Annotated in this window: 18 protein-coding genes; 10 read left to right on the forward strand and 8 right to left on the reverse strand. The window is 69.1% G+C overall.

The genetic code is table 11. The annotated features are described in order from the left end of the window. Positions 1-607: cytochrome P450 (locus C5F48_RS10825; protein ID WP_146170581.1), on the forward strand; the 607-nt coding region annotated here is incomplete at its 5' end. A gap of 115 nt (positions 608-722) precedes the next feature. Here the strand turns inward: C5F48_RS10825 and C5F48_RS10830 are convergent. Then, a complete protein-coding gene (locus tag C5F48_RS10830; RefSeq protein ID WP_107663927.1) occupies positions 723-1,184 on the reverse strand; it encodes an Lrp/AsnC family transcriptional regulator in 462 nt (153 codons plus the stop codon). 145 nt (positions 1,185-1,329) lie between these two features. On the opposite strand from C5F48_RS10830, the gene cobA reads away from it, so the two are divergent. From cobA to C5F48_RS10860, 6 genes are all read left to right on the forward strand, one after another. Further along, positions 1,330-2,097 (forward strand): uroporphyrinogen-III C-methyltransferase, encoded by a 768-nt coding sequence (cobA, locus tag C5F48_RS10835; RefSeq protein ID WP_107663928.1) that lies wholly within the window; start codon positions 1,330-1,332, stop codon positions 2,095-2,097. Continuing rightward, positions 2,094-2,399: a DUF2849 domain-containing protein gene (locus C5F48_RS10840; protein ID WP_107663929.1), complete on the forward strand. Its 306-nt coding sequence runs from the start codon at positions 2,094-2,096 to the stop codon at positions 2,397-2,399. Before cobA ends, C5F48_RS10840 begins: the two co-directional genes overlap by 4 nt. A 33-nt stretch (positions 2,400-2,432) precedes the next feature. Then, positions 2,433-4,103, forward strand: coding sequence for a nitrite/sulfite reductase (locus tag C5F48_RS10845; RefSeq protein ID WP_107663930.1), 1,671 nt, complete (start codon positions 2,433-2,435; stop codon positions 4,101-4,103). Further along, positions 4,093-4,848, forward strand: a complete 756-nt coding sequence (locus C5F48_RS10850) for a phosphoadenylyl-sulfate reductase (protein WP_107663931.1) — start codon at positions 4,093-4,095, stop codon at positions 4,846-4,848. The genes C5F48_RS10845 and C5F48_RS10850 overlap by 11 nt, the downstream gene beginning before the upstream one ends. After that, entirely contained in the window at positions 4,845-5,252 is a 408-nt protein-coding gene (locus C5F48_RS10855) for a DUF934 domain-containing protein (RefSeq protein WP_107663932.1), read from the forward strand. Before C5F48_RS10850 ends, C5F48_RS10855 begins: the two co-directional genes overlap by 4 nt. A 62-nt stretch (positions 5,253-5,314) precedes the next feature. Further along, positions 5,315-6,121, forward strand: a complete 807-nt coding sequence (locus C5F48_RS10860) for a ferredoxin--NADP reductase (protein ID WP_107663933.1) — start codon at positions 5,315-5,317, stop codon at positions 6,119-6,121. 63 nt (positions 6,122-6,184) lie between these two features. On the opposite strand, the gene C5F48_RS10865 is transcribed toward C5F48_RS10860, so the two are convergent. Further along, entirely contained in the window at positions 6,185-6,805 is a 621-nt protein-coding gene (locus tag C5F48_RS10865; RefSeq protein ID WP_107663934.1) for a hypothetical protein, read from the reverse strand. 255 nt (positions 6,806-7,060) lie between these two features. Between C5F48_RS10865 and infC the strand changes: the two genes are divergently transcribed. Beyond that, on the forward strand, positions 7,061-7,555 hold the full coding sequence (gene infC, locus C5F48_RS10870; RefSeq protein WP_245941293.1) for a translation initiation factor IF-3: 495 nt from the start codon (positions 7,061-7,063) through the stop codon (positions 7,553-7,555). Between the two features lie 139 nt (positions 7,556-7,694). Here infC and C5F48_RS10875 read toward each other — a convergent pair whose 3' ends face one another. From C5F48_RS10875 to C5F48_RS10900, 6 genes are all read right to left on the reverse strand, one after another. Then, the gene (locus C5F48_RS10875; protein ID WP_107663936.1) at positions 7,695-8,708 is read right to left on the reverse strand and encodes a molybdopterin-binding protein; all 1,014 of its coding nucleotides are present in this window, start codon (positions 8,706-8,708) and stop codon (positions 7,695-7,697) included. After that, positions 8,708-9,685, reverse strand: a complete 978-nt coding sequence (locus C5F48_RS10880; RefSeq protein WP_107663937.1) for an XdhC family protein — start codon at positions 9,683-9,685, stop codon at positions 8,708-8,710. The genes C5F48_RS10875 and C5F48_RS10880 overlap by 1 nt, the downstream gene beginning before the upstream one ends. A gap of 116 nt (positions 9,686-9,801) precedes the next feature. After that, complete coding sequence (locus C5F48_RS10885; protein WP_107663938.1) at positions 9,802-12,009, reverse strand: OmpA family protein; 2,208 nt, start codon at positions 12,007-12,009, stop codon at positions 9,802-9,804. 117 nt (positions 12,010-12,126) lie between these two features. Next, positions 12,127-13,380 carry a vWA domain-containing protein gene (locus C5F48_RS10890; RefSeq protein ID WP_107663939.1) on the reverse strand — a complete coding sequence of 418 codons (1,254 nt, stop codon included), beginning with the start codon at positions 13,378-13,380 and terminating at the stop codon, positions 12,127-12,129. Between the two features lie 98 nt (positions 13,381-13,478). Beyond that, the gene (locus tag C5F48_RS10895; protein WP_107663958.1) at positions 13,479-14,351 is read right to left on the reverse strand and encodes an AAA family ATPase; all 873 of its coding nucleotides are present in this window, start codon (positions 14,349-14,351) and stop codon (positions 13,479-13,481) included. 149 nt (positions 14,352-14,500) lie between these two features. Further along, positions 14,501-14,896 carry a lysozyme inhibitor LprI family protein gene (locus tag C5F48_RS10900; protein WP_170139557.1) on the reverse strand — a complete coding sequence of 132 codons (396 nt, stop codon included), beginning with the start codon at positions 14,894-14,896 and terminating at the stop codon, positions 14,501-14,503. A 133-nt stretch (positions 14,897-15,029) separates the two neighbouring features. Between C5F48_RS10900 and pyrC the strand changes: the two genes are divergently transcribed. Together pyrC and C5F48_RS10910 are read left to right on the forward strand one after the other, a co-directional pair. Continuing rightward, a complete protein-coding gene (gene pyrC, locus C5F48_RS10905) occupies positions 15,030-16,070 on the forward strand; it encodes a dihydroorotase (RefSeq protein ID WP_107663941.1) in 1,041 nt (346 codons plus the stop codon). A gap of 139 nt (positions 16,071-16,209) precedes the next feature. After that, positions 16,210-16,908 carry an orotate phosphoribosyltransferase gene (locus tag C5F48_RS10910; RefSeq protein WP_107663942.1) on the forward strand — a complete coding sequence of 233 codons (699 nt, stop codon included), beginning with the start codon at positions 16,210-16,212 and terminating at the stop codon, positions 16,906-16,908. Positions 16,909-17,051: the final 143 nt, after the last annotated feature.

A 17,051-nucleotide genomic window follows, 5' to 3' on the forward strand; every position in this document is an offset into this window, starting at 1 on the left:
GTTCCTGCGGCTCTACATCGGCGCGCGCCGTCGCCGCCCCGCCGACGATCTGCTGACCCATCTGATCCAGGCCGAGGCCGAGGGCGAGCGGCTCTCGACCGACGAGGTGATCGCCACCTGCATCCTGATCCTGAACGCGGGCCACGAGGCGGCCGTGCATGCGATCGGCAATGCGGTGAAGACGCTGCTGGAAACCGAAACCCCGCCCGAGGCGCTGTCGCCGCCGCAGATCGGCGCGACCGTGGAGGAGCTGCTGCGCTACGACCCGCCGCTGCATCTCTTCAAGCGCTACGTCTATGCCGATGCCGAGATCATGGGCCAGAGCTTCCGCGCCGGCAGCGAGGTGGCGCTGCTCCTGGCCGCTGCCAACCGTGACCCGGGGGCCTGGCACCAGCCGCAGCGCTTCCTGCCCGCGCGCCCCGAGAAGGCGCATCTGAGCTTCAGCGCTGGTCTGCACTTCTGCCTCGGCGCCCCCCTCGCCCGGCTGGAGATGGCTGCCGCCCTCCCCGTCCTCTTCGCCCGCCGCCCCGGGCTGCGCCTCATAGGCAAGCCCCGTTACGCCAACACCTACCACTTCCGCGGTCTGGAACGCCTGATGGTCACCTGATTCATCCTGGCCCAAGTATCCCGGGGGTGACGAGCCCCGGAAACCCTGTTGGTAGCAGGGTTTCAGCGAGGAACGTGCGGCCCGTGGCCGCGCCGGGGGCAGAGCCCCGGGCGTCTCACAAGGGCAATACCGTCGTGGCCTTGATCTCCTCCATCGAGAGCAGCGCCGTCACATTGTAGATACGCACCTCGCTTATCAGGGCCTGGTAAAACGTGTCATAGGCCCGCGCGTTGGCGACGCGCACCTTGAGGATGTAGTCGATGTCCCCCGCCAGCCGATGCGCCTCCAGCACCTCGGGGCGTTCCCGCAGCGCCTTGAGAAACTTGCGCTGCCAGTCGGCCTCATGCTCGCTGGTGCGGATCAGCACGAAGAAGCAGGCCTCCAGCCCCAGCGCCTCGGCGTCGAGCAGCGCGGTCTGGCGCAGGATCACCCCGGCCTCCTTCATCCGGCGGATGCGATTCCAGACCGGGGTCTTCGACGAGCCCACCTTGCGGGCGATCTCGTCGAGCGACTGCGCCGCGTCCTCCTGCAATTCGCCGAGGATTTTCCTGTCCATCTCGTCCAGCCGGACTGCCATTCCGCGAAACTCCCCTGATCCGGAACCCCTGTTCCAAGCGGCGGCTAATATGGAACAATCATCCTTATCTGCAAGGGCGGATGGCCCTGGCGCAGGAAAATCTCCTATATTCAGGGCAACCAACCCCAGCAGCGGACCCGCCCCGATGACCCAAGCCCAGACCCTCAGCGCCGGCACCGTGACCTTCGTCGGCGCGGGCCCCGGTGCGGCAGACCATCTGACGCTTGGCGCCTTCCGCGCGCTGCAGACCGCCGATGTGGTGATCCACGACCGCCTCGTCGGGCCCGAGATCCTCGCGCTGATCCCGGTGCAGGCGATGCGCGTCGATGTCGGCAAGGAGGGTTTCGGCCCCTCGACTCCACAATCGGCGATCCATGCGCTGATCACCGGTCATGCCCAGACGGGCGCGCGGGTGGTGCGGTTGAAATCGGGCGACTCGGGTATCTTCGGCCGGCTTGACGAGGAGATCGACGCGCTGGACGAGGCCGGGATCGAGTGGTCGATCCTGCCGGGCCTCACCTCCGCCGCCGCCGCTGCCGCCTCCATCGGCCAGTCGCTGACCAAGCGCGGCCGCAACGCCGCGCTGCGCATCCTCACCGGGCATGACATGGCCGGCTTTGCCGAACAGGATTGGGCGGGGCTTGCCCGCAAGGGCGAGGTCGCCGCGATCTACATGGGCAAGAAATCCTCCCGCTTCATCCAGGGCCGGCTGATGATGCACGGGGCCGGGGCCGACACCCCGGTGACACTGGTCGAGAACGCCAGCCGCGCCGACGAGCGCATCGTCGCCGCCACGCTGCAGACCCTGCCCGAAGCCGCCGCCGCCCTGTCTGGCCCCGCCATCCTGCTTTACGGCCTCGCGCCCCGCCGCGCCGCGCTCGCCCTGCCTCAGTTGAAGGAAGCCCTCGCATGAGCCGCCCCTATATCCCCAAGGTCGTCACCGCCAATGCCCTGCTCGAGGGCGACGTGGTCTATCTCACCGCCGATGACCGCTGGAGCCGCCAGCATCACGAGGCCGAGCTGATCGAGGACGAGGCCCATGCCCAGATGCGCCTGCTGCATGCGGCGGCGCAGAAGTCGGTGATCGTCGGCGCCTATCTGGCCGATGCCAAGCGCGGCCCCGACGGCCCCGAGCCGACCCATTTCCGCGAGGAGTTCCGCACCCGCGGTCCCTCCAACTATTTCCACGGCAAGCAGGAAGAAGCCGCGCAGTAAACGCGCCCCTTCCCTCCGACGAAAGGCAGCCAGATGTACAGCTACACCGATTTCGACGAGGCCTTCGTCCGCTCCCGCGTGGCGCAGTTCAGCCAGCAGGTCGAGCGGCGGATCGACGGGTCCCTGACCGAGGACGAATTCAAGCCGCTCCGCCTGATGAACGGCCTCTATCTGCAGCTGCATGCCTACATGCTGCGCGTGGCCATTCCCTATGGCACGATCAACCCGCATCAGATGCGCCAGCTGGCGATGATCGCCGAGACCTGGGATCGTGGCTACGGCCATTTCACCACCCGGCAGAACATCCAGTTCAACTGGCCGAAGCTGCCCGACGTGCCCGCCATCCTCTCGGCGCTGGCCGATGTCGAGATGCATGCCATCCAGACTTCGGGCAACTGCGTGCGCAACGTGACCGCCGATCATTTCGCCGGAGCTGCCGCCGACGAGATCGAAGACCCGCGCCCGATTGCCGAGCTGCTGCGCCAATGGTCCACCGACCATCCGGAGTTCCAGTTCCTGCCGCGGAAGTTCAAGATCGCCGTCACCGGCTCGCCCAACGACCGCGCCGTGACCAAGGCGCATGACATCGGCCTGCGCATGGTGCGCAATGGCGCAGGCGAGCCCGGCTTCGAGGTGATCGTCGGCGGCGGTCTGGGCCGGACCCCGATGATCGGCCGCGTGGTGCGGGAGTTCCTGCCCAAGGCGGAGCTGCTGCCTTACGTCGAGGCGATCCTCAGCGTCTACAACCAGCTTGGCCGGCGCGACAACAAGTACAAGGCACGGATCAAGATCCTCGTGCACGAGACAGGTCTGGACGAGATCACCGCGCTGATCGAACAGCGTTTCGCCGAGATCCTGCCGGTCTGGGGCGGCCAGAACGACGCGCTTCTGGCCCAGATCGAGGCCGCCTTCGCCCCGCCCGCCTTCCGCGAGGCGGCGACCGATGGCTATGACGCCTTCTACAACGCCGACCCGGTGTTCCGCTCCTGGGCCGACACCAACCTCGCCGCCCATCGCCATCCCGACTACGCCATCGTCACCATCAGCCTCAAGGCGCATGGCGCGACGCCGGGCGACGCCACGGCGGACCAGATGCGCACCATGGCCGATCTGGCCGAACGCTACGGCCATTCCGAGCTGCGCATCAGCCACGAGCAGAACGTGATCCTGCCGCATGTCCACAAGTCGGACCTGCCCGCCGTTCACGCGACCCTCGCGCAGGCCGGCCTCGCCACGGCCAATGTCGGGCTGATCTCCGACATCATCGCCTGCCCCGGGATGGATTACTGCGCGCTGGCGACGGCCCGCTCGATCCCGGTGGCGCAGCAGATCGCCACCCGTTTCGACGAGCTGAAGCTGGAGCACGAGATCGGCCCCCTGAAGATCAAGATCTCGGGCTGCATCAATGCCTGCGGTCACCATCACGTCGGCCACATCGGCATTCTCGGCCTCGACCGCGCCGGGGTGGAGAATTACCAGATCACGCTCGGCGGCGACGGCACCGAAACGGCGGTCGTCGGCGAGAAGACCGGCCCCGGCTTTGCCTATGACGAGATCGTTCCGGCCATCGAACGGCTGATCGGCGCCTATCTCAAGGTGCGGGCCGAGCCGGAGGAGACCTTCCTCGAAACCTACCGCCGCCTTGGGCTCGCTCCGTTCAAGGCCGCGCTCTACGAGGCGGAAGGCCAGCAGGATGCCGCGTGATTTTCCCTCAGGCTCGGTTGCGGATCGCGTTTCCGCACTGAACAGCCGCTACCGGCACCACGGCGCGACCGCGGTGCTGGAACATGCCTTGAAGGATGCGGACCTTGGCCGGGTGGCTCTGGTCTCGTCCTTCGGGGCGGAATCGGTCGTGCTTCTGCACCTCGTCTCGGTCATCGCACCCGAGACGCCTGTGCTGTTCATCGACACCCGCATGCTGTTCCGCGAGACGCTGGACTACCAGCGCCAGCTCGCCGACACGCTGAACCTCTGCGACGTGCGCACCATCCGCGCCACGCAGCCGCGGGTGAATTTCGAGGATCCCGACGGCACGCTGAACCAGTTCAACACCGACGCCTGCTGCGCGGTGCGCAAGGTGGAGCCGCTGGAACGGGCGCTGAAGACCTTCGACGGCTGGATCACCGGGCGCAAGCGCTACCAGGGCAACACCCGCGCCGAGGTGGAATTCTTCGAATCCGAGGAAGACCGCCGCATCAAGGTGAACCCCCTGGCGCATTGGGGCCGCGAGGATCTGGAAGACTATATCGCCAACAACAACCTGCCGCGGCATCCTCTGGTCGCCAAGGGCTACCCGAGCATCGGCTGCGAACCCTGCACCAGCCCGGTCGCGGAAGGTGAAGATCCGCGCGCAGGCCGTTGGCGCGGCAGCCAGAAAACCGAATGCGGCATTCATTTTATCAACGGGAAAGCCGTGCGCGGCCCCGTGACACAGGAGAGCGCCGCATGAGCGTGATCGTGACCGACGCGGGCTTCGCGCCCGAGGATTTCACCGCCCCGATCGTTCCGCTCGACGATCTGGCCAATCACAACGGCGCCGTCGATCTGAGCAACACCGCCGATCCGGCGGCGCTCGGCAACCAGCTCGGCGCGCTGCAGCTGATCCGCATCGCCTTCCCCAGCTTCAGCGACGGGCGCGGCTTCAGCCTTGCGCAACGGCTGCGCCGGATGGGCTACACCGGGCGGCTGCGCGCCCATGGCCCGCTGCTGGCGGACCAATACGCCATGGCCCGCCGCTCGGGTTTCGACGAGGTGGAAATCCCCGAGGATCTCGCCGCCCGTCAGCCGGAAGAGCAATGGCTGTTCCGCGCCGACTGGCAAAAGCATGACTATCAGTCGCACCTTAAGGCCTGAATTCCGGCTTCCCCCGCATCCCGCGACGGCTTACCAAGGGTGCGGATAGACAGGACTGCAAAATGAACCAGCCAGCCACCATCGTGAAGACCCTGCCCGACGCGCAGACCGTGACCTCGGTGCAGCATTGGACGGACCGTCTGTTCTCCTTCCGCGTCACCCGTCCGCAATCGCTGCGCTTCCGCTCGGGCGAGTTCGTCATGATCGGCCTGCAGGACGAGCGCGGCAAGCCCCTGCTGCGCGCCTATTCCATCGCCTCGCCCAACTGGGACGAAGAGCTGGAGTTCTACTCGATCAAGGTGCCGGACGGCCCGCTGACCTCGCGGCTGCAGCACATCCAGCCCGGCGACCAGATCATCCTGCGCCCGAAACCCGTTGGAACGCTGGTGCTCGACGCGCTCCTGCCCGGCAAGCGGCTCTGGTTCCTCGCGACCGGCACGGGCCTCGCCCCCTTCGCCTCGCTGATGCGCGACCCCGAGACCTACGAGCGCTACGATCAGGTCATCATGATGCACACCTGCCGCGAGACGGCGGAGCTGGAATATGGCCGGCAACTGGTCGAGGGTCTGCAGAACGATCCGCTGATCGGCGAGATGGTCGAGGGCAAGCTGTTCTACTACCCGACCACGACGCGCGAGCCCTCCGACCGCATGGGCCGGATCACCGACAACCTGACCTCTGGCAAGGTCTTCGCCGATCTCGGCATCCCGCCGATGAACACGGCGGAGGATCGCGCCATGGTCTGCGGCTCGCTGCAGTTCAACGTCGATGTGAAGGCGGTGCTCGAAGGCTTCGGGCTGCGCGAGGGCGCCAATTCCGAACCGCTGGAATATGTGGTGGAAAAGGCCTTCGTCGGCGACGGCATCTGACGGCAGTCAGCAACGCAAAAGGCCGCGCGGATCGCTCCGCGCGGCCTTCTGCCTTTCGGAGGCTCAGAGACCCAGCGCGGTCCGCACCCGGTCCAGCGCCGGGCCCAGCAGTTCCGGCGTCGAGGCGGCGGCGGCGACCGCCGATTTCAGCGTGCCTTTGACGGCCGGGTTCAAATCGGACTCGTCGATCAGCGTATTCACCCGGTCGATGTCGAAATTCTCGACGGTCAGCAGGTCGGCCGGCAGCAGATTGCCGACCGCTTCCGCAGCGTCGTTGCTGGCGGCGGTCGCTGCGGCAGCGGCCCGGTCGGCGGCGCTGGTGGCGGCGTCGGCGGCATCGGCCGCGGCCTCGCTGCCAGCCTCAGCCGCGTTGTTGACGGCGGCAGCCGCGGCGGCCGCGGCGTCGGAGGCGGCCTCGGTGGCGAAATCGGCAGCGGCGGCGGCATCGGCGGCGGCGCTCGCCGCATCGGCCTCGGTCGCCTCGGCTGCGTCGGCGGCCTCCTCGGCGGCGGCTGCCGCGGCGGCCTCGGCTTCGGTCCTTGCGGCAGCGGCGGCTTCCTCATCGGCCGCGACCTGCGCCGCGGCCTCTTCGGCGGCGCGCTGCTGCGGCAAATAGCCGAACTGATAATAGCCCGCGGCAGCCGCGAGGATCACCACGATCGCGACGATCAGACCCTTGTTCATGGAATAATCTCCTCTTTGCCCTCCCCGCGGGATGGCTTCGTCCCTGCATGGCAGAGATCGGGCCCCGGGAAAAGCCGGGCGCCGGCCTTCCGCATCGTCCTGCGCGGCGCCCGATCCGAGGGCAGGCCCGAATCCGGTTGAATCACGGGGCCGTAGCCTCTATTTTGCAGCACCAGACCCGGAAATGACACAAGGAACGCCACCATAGCCCGCAGACCCCACAACGCCCCGCCGCAACGCGATACGGGCCCCCGTGTGAACGACCGCATCCGCTCGAACGAGATCCGCCTGATCGGCGCGGATGGCGAAAACGTCGGCATCGTGACCCCCGCCCGCGCCATGCAGATGGCCGAGGAGGCCGGGCTCGATCTGGTCGAGATTTCGCCGAATGCGGAACCGCCGGTCTGCAAGATCATGGATTTCGGCAAGTTCAAGTATGAGCAGCAGAAGCGTGAGGCCGAGGCCCGCAAGAAGCAGCACATCATCGAGATCAAGGAAATCAAGTTCCGCCCGGGCACCGACACGCATGACTATGACGTGAAGATGCGCTCGGTGCTGAAGTTCCTCGAAGAGGGCGACAAGGTGAAGGTCACGCTCCGCTTCCGCGGTCGCGAGATGGCGCACCAGGAGCTCGGGCTGGAACTCCTGAACCGCGTCGCCGCCGATGTGGGCGAGGCCGACGCCGGCAAGGTGGAATCCTTCCCGCGGCTCGAGGGCCGTCAGATGGTGATGATGATCGGCCCGAAGTGAGGCCGGCAGGCTCCGGCATAGCCCGGGGCCCGCAGTCCCGGCGCAGTCTTCTGCGAAGACTGCGCCACACGATCTTTCTGCGAAAGATCGGAACCGGCGTTTTCGCAGAAAACGCGTAACACGAATTTTCGCAGAAAATTCAGCCTCTCCGATCGCGAGCTTCGCGCGGCTGTGGTCGCGTCGGGATCTCCTTCAGCAGCCCGCCGACCCCCATTGCCGCGATGTCGTCATCCGTGAGCTCCAGCCCGCAGGCCAGCCGTTCCAGCACCCAATCCGCCCCGTTCAGCGCCGGCGAGCGGGCGCAGCCCGGCAGGCCGATGACCGGGCGCTGACCGATCCGGCCATGGAACAGCAGGTTGCCCGGATCCACCGGCATGCCGAAACGCGCGACGCTCCCCCCTGCCGCGCGCACCGCCTCCGGCCCGGTGTCGAACAGATCCGAGGTGGCCGAACCGGTGAGGATCAGCAACATCTCCCCCGGCAGCGCCGCCAGCGCCGCCGCCATCGCGGCAGCGTCATGCGCAGTGGTCATCACCCCGGCCAGCGTCATCCCCAGCGCCGCGAGCCGCGCCTCCACGGCGCGCCGGCCCTTGGCGGCGAGCTTCGGCTCCTGCCCCGGCGACTCGGTCAACAGCAACCCAGCCGAGCGCCGCACCACCGGCAGCACCCGGATCGCCGCCCGGCCCACCGCCTCGGCCGCGGCCAGCGCCGAGGCCTCGACCCCGTAGCTGATGATCTTCACCGTCCCGACCAGCGTGCCGGCGGCGACCCTTGCATGCGGCGGCAGCGTGGCGAGGGTGATCGCCGGGTCGATCCGGTTCAGCGCATGCACCCGGCCCGCGTCCAGCGCCACGATGCCCGGCCCGACCGCGTGCAGGTTCACCCGGCCGGTGAAGGCGTCGGAGCGGCGCAGATGCGCGGCCTGCGGGTCGGGGGCCAGCGCCGCGGCGAGCCGGGCGGCGGCGGCGTCCTCGGCCACATCGCCGGGGTCGAGCCGGGCGACGGTGACGCTCGCGAAACCCGCGTCGGCGATCCGCGCCAGATCCTCCGCCGTCAACACTAGGCCCTTGCGCAGCCGGCCGCCCTCCAGCGCCAGCGAATGGGCGAGGATCGCGCCCTCCGCCTCGGCCAGCGGCACGGGGCCGAAGCGCATCAGCCCTGCCTCAGCACTTGGGTGATCTGCGCCAGCACCGAGACCGCGATCTCCGCCGGGGTCTTCGCGCCGATGTCGAGCCCGACCGGGGCGTGGATCCGGGCGATGTCCGGCTCCGCCACACCCGCCGCCCGCAGCCGGTCCAGCCGCTTTGCATGGGTGCGGGTCGAGCCGAGGCAGCCGAGGTAGAAGGCCGGTGTTGCGAGGGTCGCGAGGATCGCCGGGTCGTCGAGCTTGGGGTCATGGGTCAGGGTGACGACGGCGGTGCGGCTGTCCGGATCCAGCGCCGCCATCGCCTCGTCCGGCCAGTCCTCGAGGATCCGCTCGCCGGGAAAGCGCGCGGCCGAGCCGAAGGCGGCGCGCGGGTCGATCAGCACCGGGTCGTAGCCGGCCAGCCGCGCCATCTGCACCAGCGGCTGGGCGATATGCACCGCCCCCACCACCACCAGCCGCAGCGGCGGGTTGTGCAGGCCTATGAACCAGCCGTCCTCTTCCATCCCCGAGCGGTCCGAGCGCAGCCGGCTCGCCACCGCCGGCTCCTCCACCCCGGCGAGGCGACGCTCCCAGCGCTCCGGATGCACCATGAGCGCCACCGGGCGGCGCGCGGCGCGGGCCTCGACCAGCCCGGCCAGCAGCGGCTCCGGCAGCGCCGCGCCCACCGGCTCGACCAGCACCCGGATCGTGCCGCCGCAGGCGAGGCCGACGGCAAAGGCCTCGTCATCACTGACGCCGAAGCTCATGAGGCGCGGCCGGCCGTCGGCCAGCGCCTCCAGCGCCTCGGCCACCACCGCGCCCTCGACGCAGCCGCCGGAGACCGAGCCCATGATCTCGGCCTCGCCCGAGACGGCGAGCTGGCTCCCCGCGGCGCGCGGGGCCGAGCCCCAGGTTTCCAGCACCGTGGCCAGCACGGCGCCGCGGCCGTCGCGATGCCAGTCGAGGGCGATTTCGGGGATGCTGTCATGCGGGGCGCGGGTCATCGGCTGTCTCCTCGGCGGCACTATGCGACGGCGCAGGGCGCGGGACCAGTGTGCTTTGGCGCCATGCGAAACGCCGCGGACCAGGGGTCCGCGGCGTCTGCTGTCTTCATCCGCGATCAGCGGTTGGCGGCCTGCTCCAGCAGCGGCGTGATGATCCGGGCAGTGGCGCGCCGGTTCTCGCGCGAGGCCCCTTCGGTGTTCACCACGAGATCGCTCTCGCCATAGCCCTGCACCACGAGGTTCTCCGGCGGCACGTCGAAATACTCGGTCAGGGCGAGCGCCACCGATTCCGCGCGACGGTCGGAGAGCGCCAGGTTCGACGCGGCCGAGCCGACGGCGTCGGTATGGCCCTCGATCAGCACCACCTCGTTCGGACGCTCGGCGATCAGGTCGGCGATGGCGTTGCCGAGCTCCGACAGCTTGCGGGCTTCGGCCTCGCCGATGGCCGCCGAGCCGGTGTTGAAGTTCACGCCTTCGATGTCGATGCTCGGGGCCAGGTCGCGGACCTCGCGATATTCGCGCACCTGACGCAGGCTGAAGCGACGGTCGGTCTCGGCGCTGTCACGACGTTCCAGCCGGTCGAGCGATTCGCGCAGCGAACCGTCGCGGGTCGAGAGCCGCAGCTCGGGACGCGGCTGCGGCAGCTGCGAGACATCCACCCGCTCGTAGGGGGTCATGTCGTTGATCAGATAGACCTCCTGGCCGTCCTGGCCGACCCGGGTGCGGCGCAGCACGCGGCCCGAGGCGTCGCGGATGGTGACGATCCGGCTGCCGTCCTGACGCAGCACCACCGATTCGGTGGAGCCGTCGTTGTAGGTGCGGGTCTGCACCTCGCTGCCCGGGCGGCGGATCAGCGTGTCGTCGTCCTTCAGCACGGTATAGGTGCCGTCGGCCTGCTGCACGACCACGCGGTCGCCGGTGTTCGCCACGACCTCGTCGCCGTTGTTCAGCAGCGCCCCGACCGCGAGACCGCCAAGGGCCAGCAGGCCGAACTTCTGCAGATCGCTCAGCCCGTCGTCATCATCGTCGTCGTTCGAGCTGCGCTCGGTCACCTGATTGCTGAACTCCTCGCTGCTGGAGCGGGCATCGGTCTCGGTGACCAGACGCTCGATCAGCTGGCCGGCGTTCTCGTCGGTCTCGCCTTCGCTGCGGCCGGCTTCGACCGCCGCCGGTTCGGCGTCATCGCCTTCGGTGAGCAGGTTGCCGAGGGTCTCGACGGCCTCCTCGCTGGGCTGGGTGTCCTGCGGCTCGGCCGTGGCCTCGACATTGGCGTCGGCCTCCACATTGGCCTCAGCGTCGGCGGCGGGCTCTTCGGTCGCTGCGTCCTCTGCCTGAGCTTCGTCGGCCACCGCGTCATCGGCGGTCGCGCCTTCCTCGGCAGCGGCGTCGGTGTCCGTGGCCGCATCAGTCTCCGTGGCCGCATCGGCTTCGCTGTCCGTGCCTGCATCGGTCTCCGTGGTAGCGTCAGCTTCGGTGTCCGCAGCCGCATCGGCCTCGCCCTCGGTCTGCAGGCGCTCCTCTAGGGTCTGCGGCGCGTCGGTCGGCTCGGCTTCAGCATCGGCAGCGGCATCCGCGGCGTCAGTCTCGGGAGCGGTCTCCTCGGTCGCGGCGTCGGCAGCCGCGTCTTCCTCTTCCACCTGACGCAGGCGCTCGGCTAGAGCCTCGGGGCTGGTGTCTTCGGCCTCATCGGCAGCGGCGTCCGGGCTCGTCGGTTCAGCCTCGGTCGCTTCCGCGGGAGCAGCTTCTTCGGTGGCCTCGGGCGCAGCCTCTTCCGTCACCTCGGGGGCAGCTTCCTCGGCTTCGAGCTGACGCAGGCTCTCTTCCAGCGCCGCCGGGCTTTCGGCCTCGGCCTCGCCCTGCACTTCGGCATCCACCTCGGCGGCGGGCTCCTCTGCAGCGGGTTCCTCGGCAGGGGCAGCATCGGCAGCCGGCTCCTCGGCAGCAGGTTCTTCGGCCGGAGCAGCCTCTTCTTCCGTGGTCGGAGCCACGGCCGCTTCCGGTGTCACTTCGGCGGGGGCTTCCTCAGGCGCAGCGGCCGGCTCTTCGGCAGCGGGCTCTTCAGCAATCGGCTCTTCCACTACAGGCTCGGCGGCCTCGGCCTCGGGCTGGGCTTCCTCTGCCGGCTCCTCGGCGGGGGCGGCCTCCTCGGCGGCCGGGGCCTCGCTTTCCTGTTCCGCCTGCGGCGCGGCTTCCGGCGGGCAGTCGCCCTCGCCGGGGGTGCAGTTTTCCGGGCTCGGCGTGTCCTGCGCCAGCATCGGCAGCGGCTGCATGGCGGCAAGCGCGACCGACAGGGCGGCGGTGGCGGTCAGAAAGCGATTTTTCATAATGGCGTCCTCTTGTGGCGATACCCGAAATGGCCCGGGCGGAGCGTCGTCACTGCACAAACGCGAGGCGCCGGGGTTCGTTCCCTGAGCAGCAGCAGAAGCTGGTCGGGAAAACGCTCAGCCCTCCCGCATCAGCCGCATCAGCCGCGCCTTCTCGCCGCTGTCCCCGGCGGCGGACAGCGCCTGCCCCAGCGCCTCCAGCGAGGCGATGGAATGGCTGGAGCGGAAGCTGTCGACATGCGGCAGCATGGCGCGGATGCCGCCGGCCTTGGGCGCGAAGCCTTCCCAGCGCAGCAGGGGGTTCAGCCAGATCAGCCGCCGCGCCGAAAGATGCAGCCGCTCCATCTCGGCCGCCAGCAGCCCGCCGTCGTCGCGGTCGAGCCCGTCGGTGATCAACAGCACCACCGCGCCCTGCCCCAGCACCCGGCGCGACCAGTCGCGGTTGAAGCTGCGCAGGCAGGCGCCGATCCGCGTGCCGCCCGACCAGTCCTGCGCCTCGGCCCCGGCCGCCGCCAGCGCCGCATCGACATCGCGCTGTCGCAGGTGCCGGGTGATGTTGGTCAGCCGCGTGCCGAAGGTGAAACCATGCACCCGCGCCCAGCCCTGCCCCTTGCGGTTGGCGACGGCATGGACGAAATGCAGCACCAGCCGCGAATATTGCGACATCGAGCCGGAGATGTCGCAGATCACTACGAGGTTCGGCCAGCGCTGCTTCGGTTCCTTCCGGGCGATGCGGGTGATCTCGCCGCCCTGCCGCAGCGCGAGCTGCAGCGTCCGCCGCCCGTCCGGCTGCCGCCCCGTGGCCGAGGCCTGCGCCCGGCGCGAGCGGATCGGCCGGACCGGCAGCGCCAGCTGCGCCAGCATGCGCTTGGCCTCGGCGATCTCGGCGGTGCTCATCTGCTCGAAGTCGAGCGTCTTCAGCCGCTCCTCGCGCGCCGCCGTCTGCGAGGCGTCGATCTCGACGCGATCCGGCGCCTCGGTCTCGCGATCCTCCTCCTCGCGATGCACGCCGTCGAGCAGCGCCTCGGCAGCGCGCTTCTCGGCCGGGTCGGCGCGGCGGTCCTCCTGCGTGCCGCGGACCTGCGGCATCAGGAGCGACATCATCTGCTCGAGGAATTGCGGATCGCGCCAATAGAGCCGGAACACCTGCGCGAAGACCGCGCGATGCTCGGGGCGGCTGACGAAACAGGCGTGCAGTGTCCAGAAGAAATCCTCGCGCCGGGTGAAGCCCGCCGCCTCCACCGCCCGGATCGCATCGACCACCCGCCCCGGCCCGATCGGCAGCCCCGCCTTGCGTAGGGCCCGGGCGAACCAGAGGATGTTCTGGCCGAGCTTGCCGTCTTCGGGGAGGGCGAGGTCCGGGAACTGCATGCGGCGGCTCTAGCGGAAGCGCCGGGGGGGCTGCTTGGCACCCCGGACACCAACAAGGATATTTAGGCCAAGATGAAGGGAAGGCGGTTCTTCCAAGATCATGCCGTTGCAAGATCGCGGCGGGCCTCGTCGAGCAGGCGCTTGGCCTCGGAGCCCTGCAGCTTCTGGATATCGTCCTGATATTTCAGGATCGCGCCCAGCGTGTCCGAGATCACCTCGGGCGACAGCTGGATCACGTCGAGCGCCAGCAGGCATTTCGCCCAGTCGATGGTCTCGGCCACGCCGGGCTTCTTGAACAGGTCCTCCCGGCGCAGGCGCTGGACGAAGGCGACGATCTCGCGGCTGAGCACCGCCTGCGCCTCGGGTGCGCGGGCGTGCAGGATGTCGAGCTCGCGCTGGAAACTGGGGTAATCCACCCAGTGATAGAGACAGCGGCGCTTCAGCGCGTCATGCACCTCGCGGGTGCGGTTGGAGGTGAGGATGACGATCGGCGGCTCCGGCGCGCGGATCGTCCCGAGTTCCGGGATCGTCACCTGGAAATCCGACAGCGCCTCCAGCAGGAAGGCCTCGAAGGGCTCGTCGGTGCGGTCGAGCTCGTCGATCAGCAGCACCGGCGCGCCACCGGCCTGCGGGCGCATCGCCTGCAGCAGCGGGCGCTCGATCAGGTAGTCCTCGGTGAAGAGTTCCGCTTTCAGCGCATCGCGGTCGGCGCTGCCCGAAGCTTCGGTGGTGCGGATCGCGATCATCTGCGCGGCGAAGTTCCACTCGTAGACCGCCGAGGCCGAATCCAGCCCCTCGTAGCATTGCAGCCGGATCAGCCGCCGTCCGAGCGCGGCGGAGATCGCCTTGGCGATCTCGGTCTTGCCCACCCCCGCCTCGCCCTCGAGGAACAGCGGGCGGCCGAGCTTCAGGGCGAGGAAGACCACCGTCGCCAGCGCCCGGTTGCTGACATAGCCCTCGCTGGCCAGCATCTGTTCCACGGCGTCGATCGAGGGGGGCAAAGCGGTCAAGGCGGCTCCTTTGCGGGCTCCGGCCAAGGTGGCTTCGTCGCGGCGCCGGGTCAAGCGGCGGCTGCCGCCTTGCGACCAAGGTCGCGGGTCCGCCCTGCAAAGACCGCCGCTCAGCCCGGCAGCGCGGTCATCGCCCAGAGGTCGAGCGCGCGGGCCTTGGTCACCCGGGCGCGGCAGCTGTAGATCACCATCGGCTCGGCCGAGCCGCCGTGATAGCTGTAGCCCTCGGCGGCGCAGGTCGCGTCGCGGAAGGTGATCCAGGCGCGCTGCGCGTCGCGCAGCTGGGTCTCGGCCCCCTTCTGCTCGACCGGCAGGGCGGAATCGATCTTGCGCATCGCGTCGCGCGCCGTGCGGAAGGCGACGTTCAGCTCCTCGTCGGCGGCGATCCAGGACTGTTCGGCGCAGAAGGTCATCTCGACCTGATACTTCGGCGACTTGCAGTCGACCTGCTGCGCAAGGGCGGGGCCGGCGAGAAGCGGCAGGCAGAGACAGGCAAGACGTCGCATCGGATCACCATTCACCATTGGGTCGGGCGCAGAGAACACCAATTGCCGCGGATTTGCCAGAGGCGCGCGCGTCGCGGCCCGGACCGCACGAGATCTCTGGAAAATCCCGTCCTGATGCTTTAGGCGCGAGGGCATGACCCAGAGCCTCACGATCCGCCGCCCCGACGACTGGCACCTGCATCTGCGCGATGGCGCGATGCTGCAAGCCGTGCTGCCGGAAACGACGCGGCATTTCGCCCGCGCCATCATCATGCCGAACCTCGTGCCGCCGGTGGTGACCGCGGCGCAGGCCATGGCCTACCGTGAGCGCATCCTCGCGGCCCTGCCCGAGGGTGCCGCTTTCGAGCCGCTGATGACGCTCTATCTCACCGAAACCACCGATCCGGAGGATGTGGCTGAGGCCGCGGCCTCGGGCCTGGTGAAGGCGGTGAAGCTCTATCCCGCCGGGGCCACGACCAATTCGGCCTCCGGGGTGCGCGATTTCGACAAGGTGCGCGGCGTGCTGGAGCGGATGGCCGAGATCGGCCTGCCGCTCTGCCTGCATGGCGAGGTGACCAGCCCCGAGGTCGACATCTTCGACCGCGAGGCGGTGTTCCTCGACACGGTGCTCGACCCGCTGCGCCGCGCCACGCCCGGGCTGCGCGTGGTGCTGGAGCATGTGACCACCTCGCAGGGCGTGGACTATGTGCGCGGCGGCGGACCGGACATCGCCGGCACGATCACCACGCATCATCTGGTGATCAACCGCAACCACATCCTCGCCGGCGGCATACGGCCGCATTACTACTGCCTGCCGGTGGCCAAGCGCGAGACGCACCGGCAGGCGCTGCGCGCCGCCGCGACCTCGGGCGAGGCCTCGTTCTTCCTCGGCACCGATTCCGCCCCGCATGTCGATGCGCTGAAGGAACATGCCTGCGGCTGCGCCGGCTGCTTCACCGCGACGAACACCATGGCGATCCTCGCCCATGTGTTCGAGCAGGAAGCCGCTCTCGACCGGCTCGAGGCCTTCGTCTCGCTGAACGGCCCGGGCTTCTACCGCCTGCCGGTGAACGAGGCGCGGATCACCCTGAGCCGCGGCGCGGTGCAGGCGATGCCGGAAAAGATCCTGACCGGGGCCGGCCCGGTGACGCTGTTCGACCCGGGCTTCCCGCTCCACTGGCGCGTCGAGGCCTGACCGGGGGCGCCGTCCTCGGGGGCATCGAGCCCCCTCGGACGGCCCTGCCGGGGAAGACCCGCAACCGGAGCGCCGGACGCTGCCGTCGGAGCCTCCGGCGGGGATATTTCGACGAAGATGAAGCTGCAAAGGACTGCGCATGATCCCCACCTCCTTCCCGCCCCGCGAAGAGATCGCCCGGCTCACCGCGCGCATGCTGCTGGAGATCAAGGCGGTGCATTTCAACGCCGCCGAGCCCTTCACCCTGGCCTCCCGCCTGCCCTCGCCGACCTATATCGACTGCCGCAAGCTGATCTCCTATCCGCGCATCCGCTCGACGCTGATGGATTTCCTGACGGTGACGGTGATGCGCGATGCGGGCTTCGAGGCTTTCGACAACATCGCCGGCGGCGAGACCGCGGGCATTCCCTTTGCGGCCCTCGTGGCCGAGCGCATGGCGCTGCCGATGGCCTATGTGCGCAAGAAGCCCAAGGGCTATGGCCGCAACGCCCGGATCGAGGGGGCGATGACCGAGGGACAGCGGGTGCTGCTGGTCGAGGACCTGACCACCGACGGCGGCTCGAAGCTGAGCTTCGTCGATGCGATCCGCGAGACCGGGGCGAGCTGCGCCCATACGGCGGTGATCTTCTACTACGGCATCTTCCCCGAGACGGTAGGCAAGCTCGCCGATCACGGGGTGACGCTGCACCACCTCTGCACCTGGTGGGATGTGCTGGCCGAAGCCCGCGCCTCGGGCGCCTTCGACGCGGCGACGCTCGCCGAGGTGGAGAGTTTCCTCTCGGCGCCGCGGGCCTGGCAGGACGCGCGGAAACCGGCCGACCCGGCCCCGAAGGGCTGAGAGGGCCGCGCCGGGCCTGGGGACAAGCCGCCACGGCGCAAAGGGAAGAATCGCGAGGGACGGTGTTTTTCGCCCACGCGTCCCGCCAGATATGGTAGGCTCGGTATCGGGCCGGGCTTTTCCACAGCTTGCCCACAGCCCTA

Source organism: Cereibacter changlensis JA139 (assembly GCF_003034985.1).
Classification (GTDB): domain Bacteria; phylum Pseudomonadota; class Alphaproteobacteria; order Rhodobacterales; family Rhodobacteraceae; genus Cereibacter; species Cereibacter changlensis.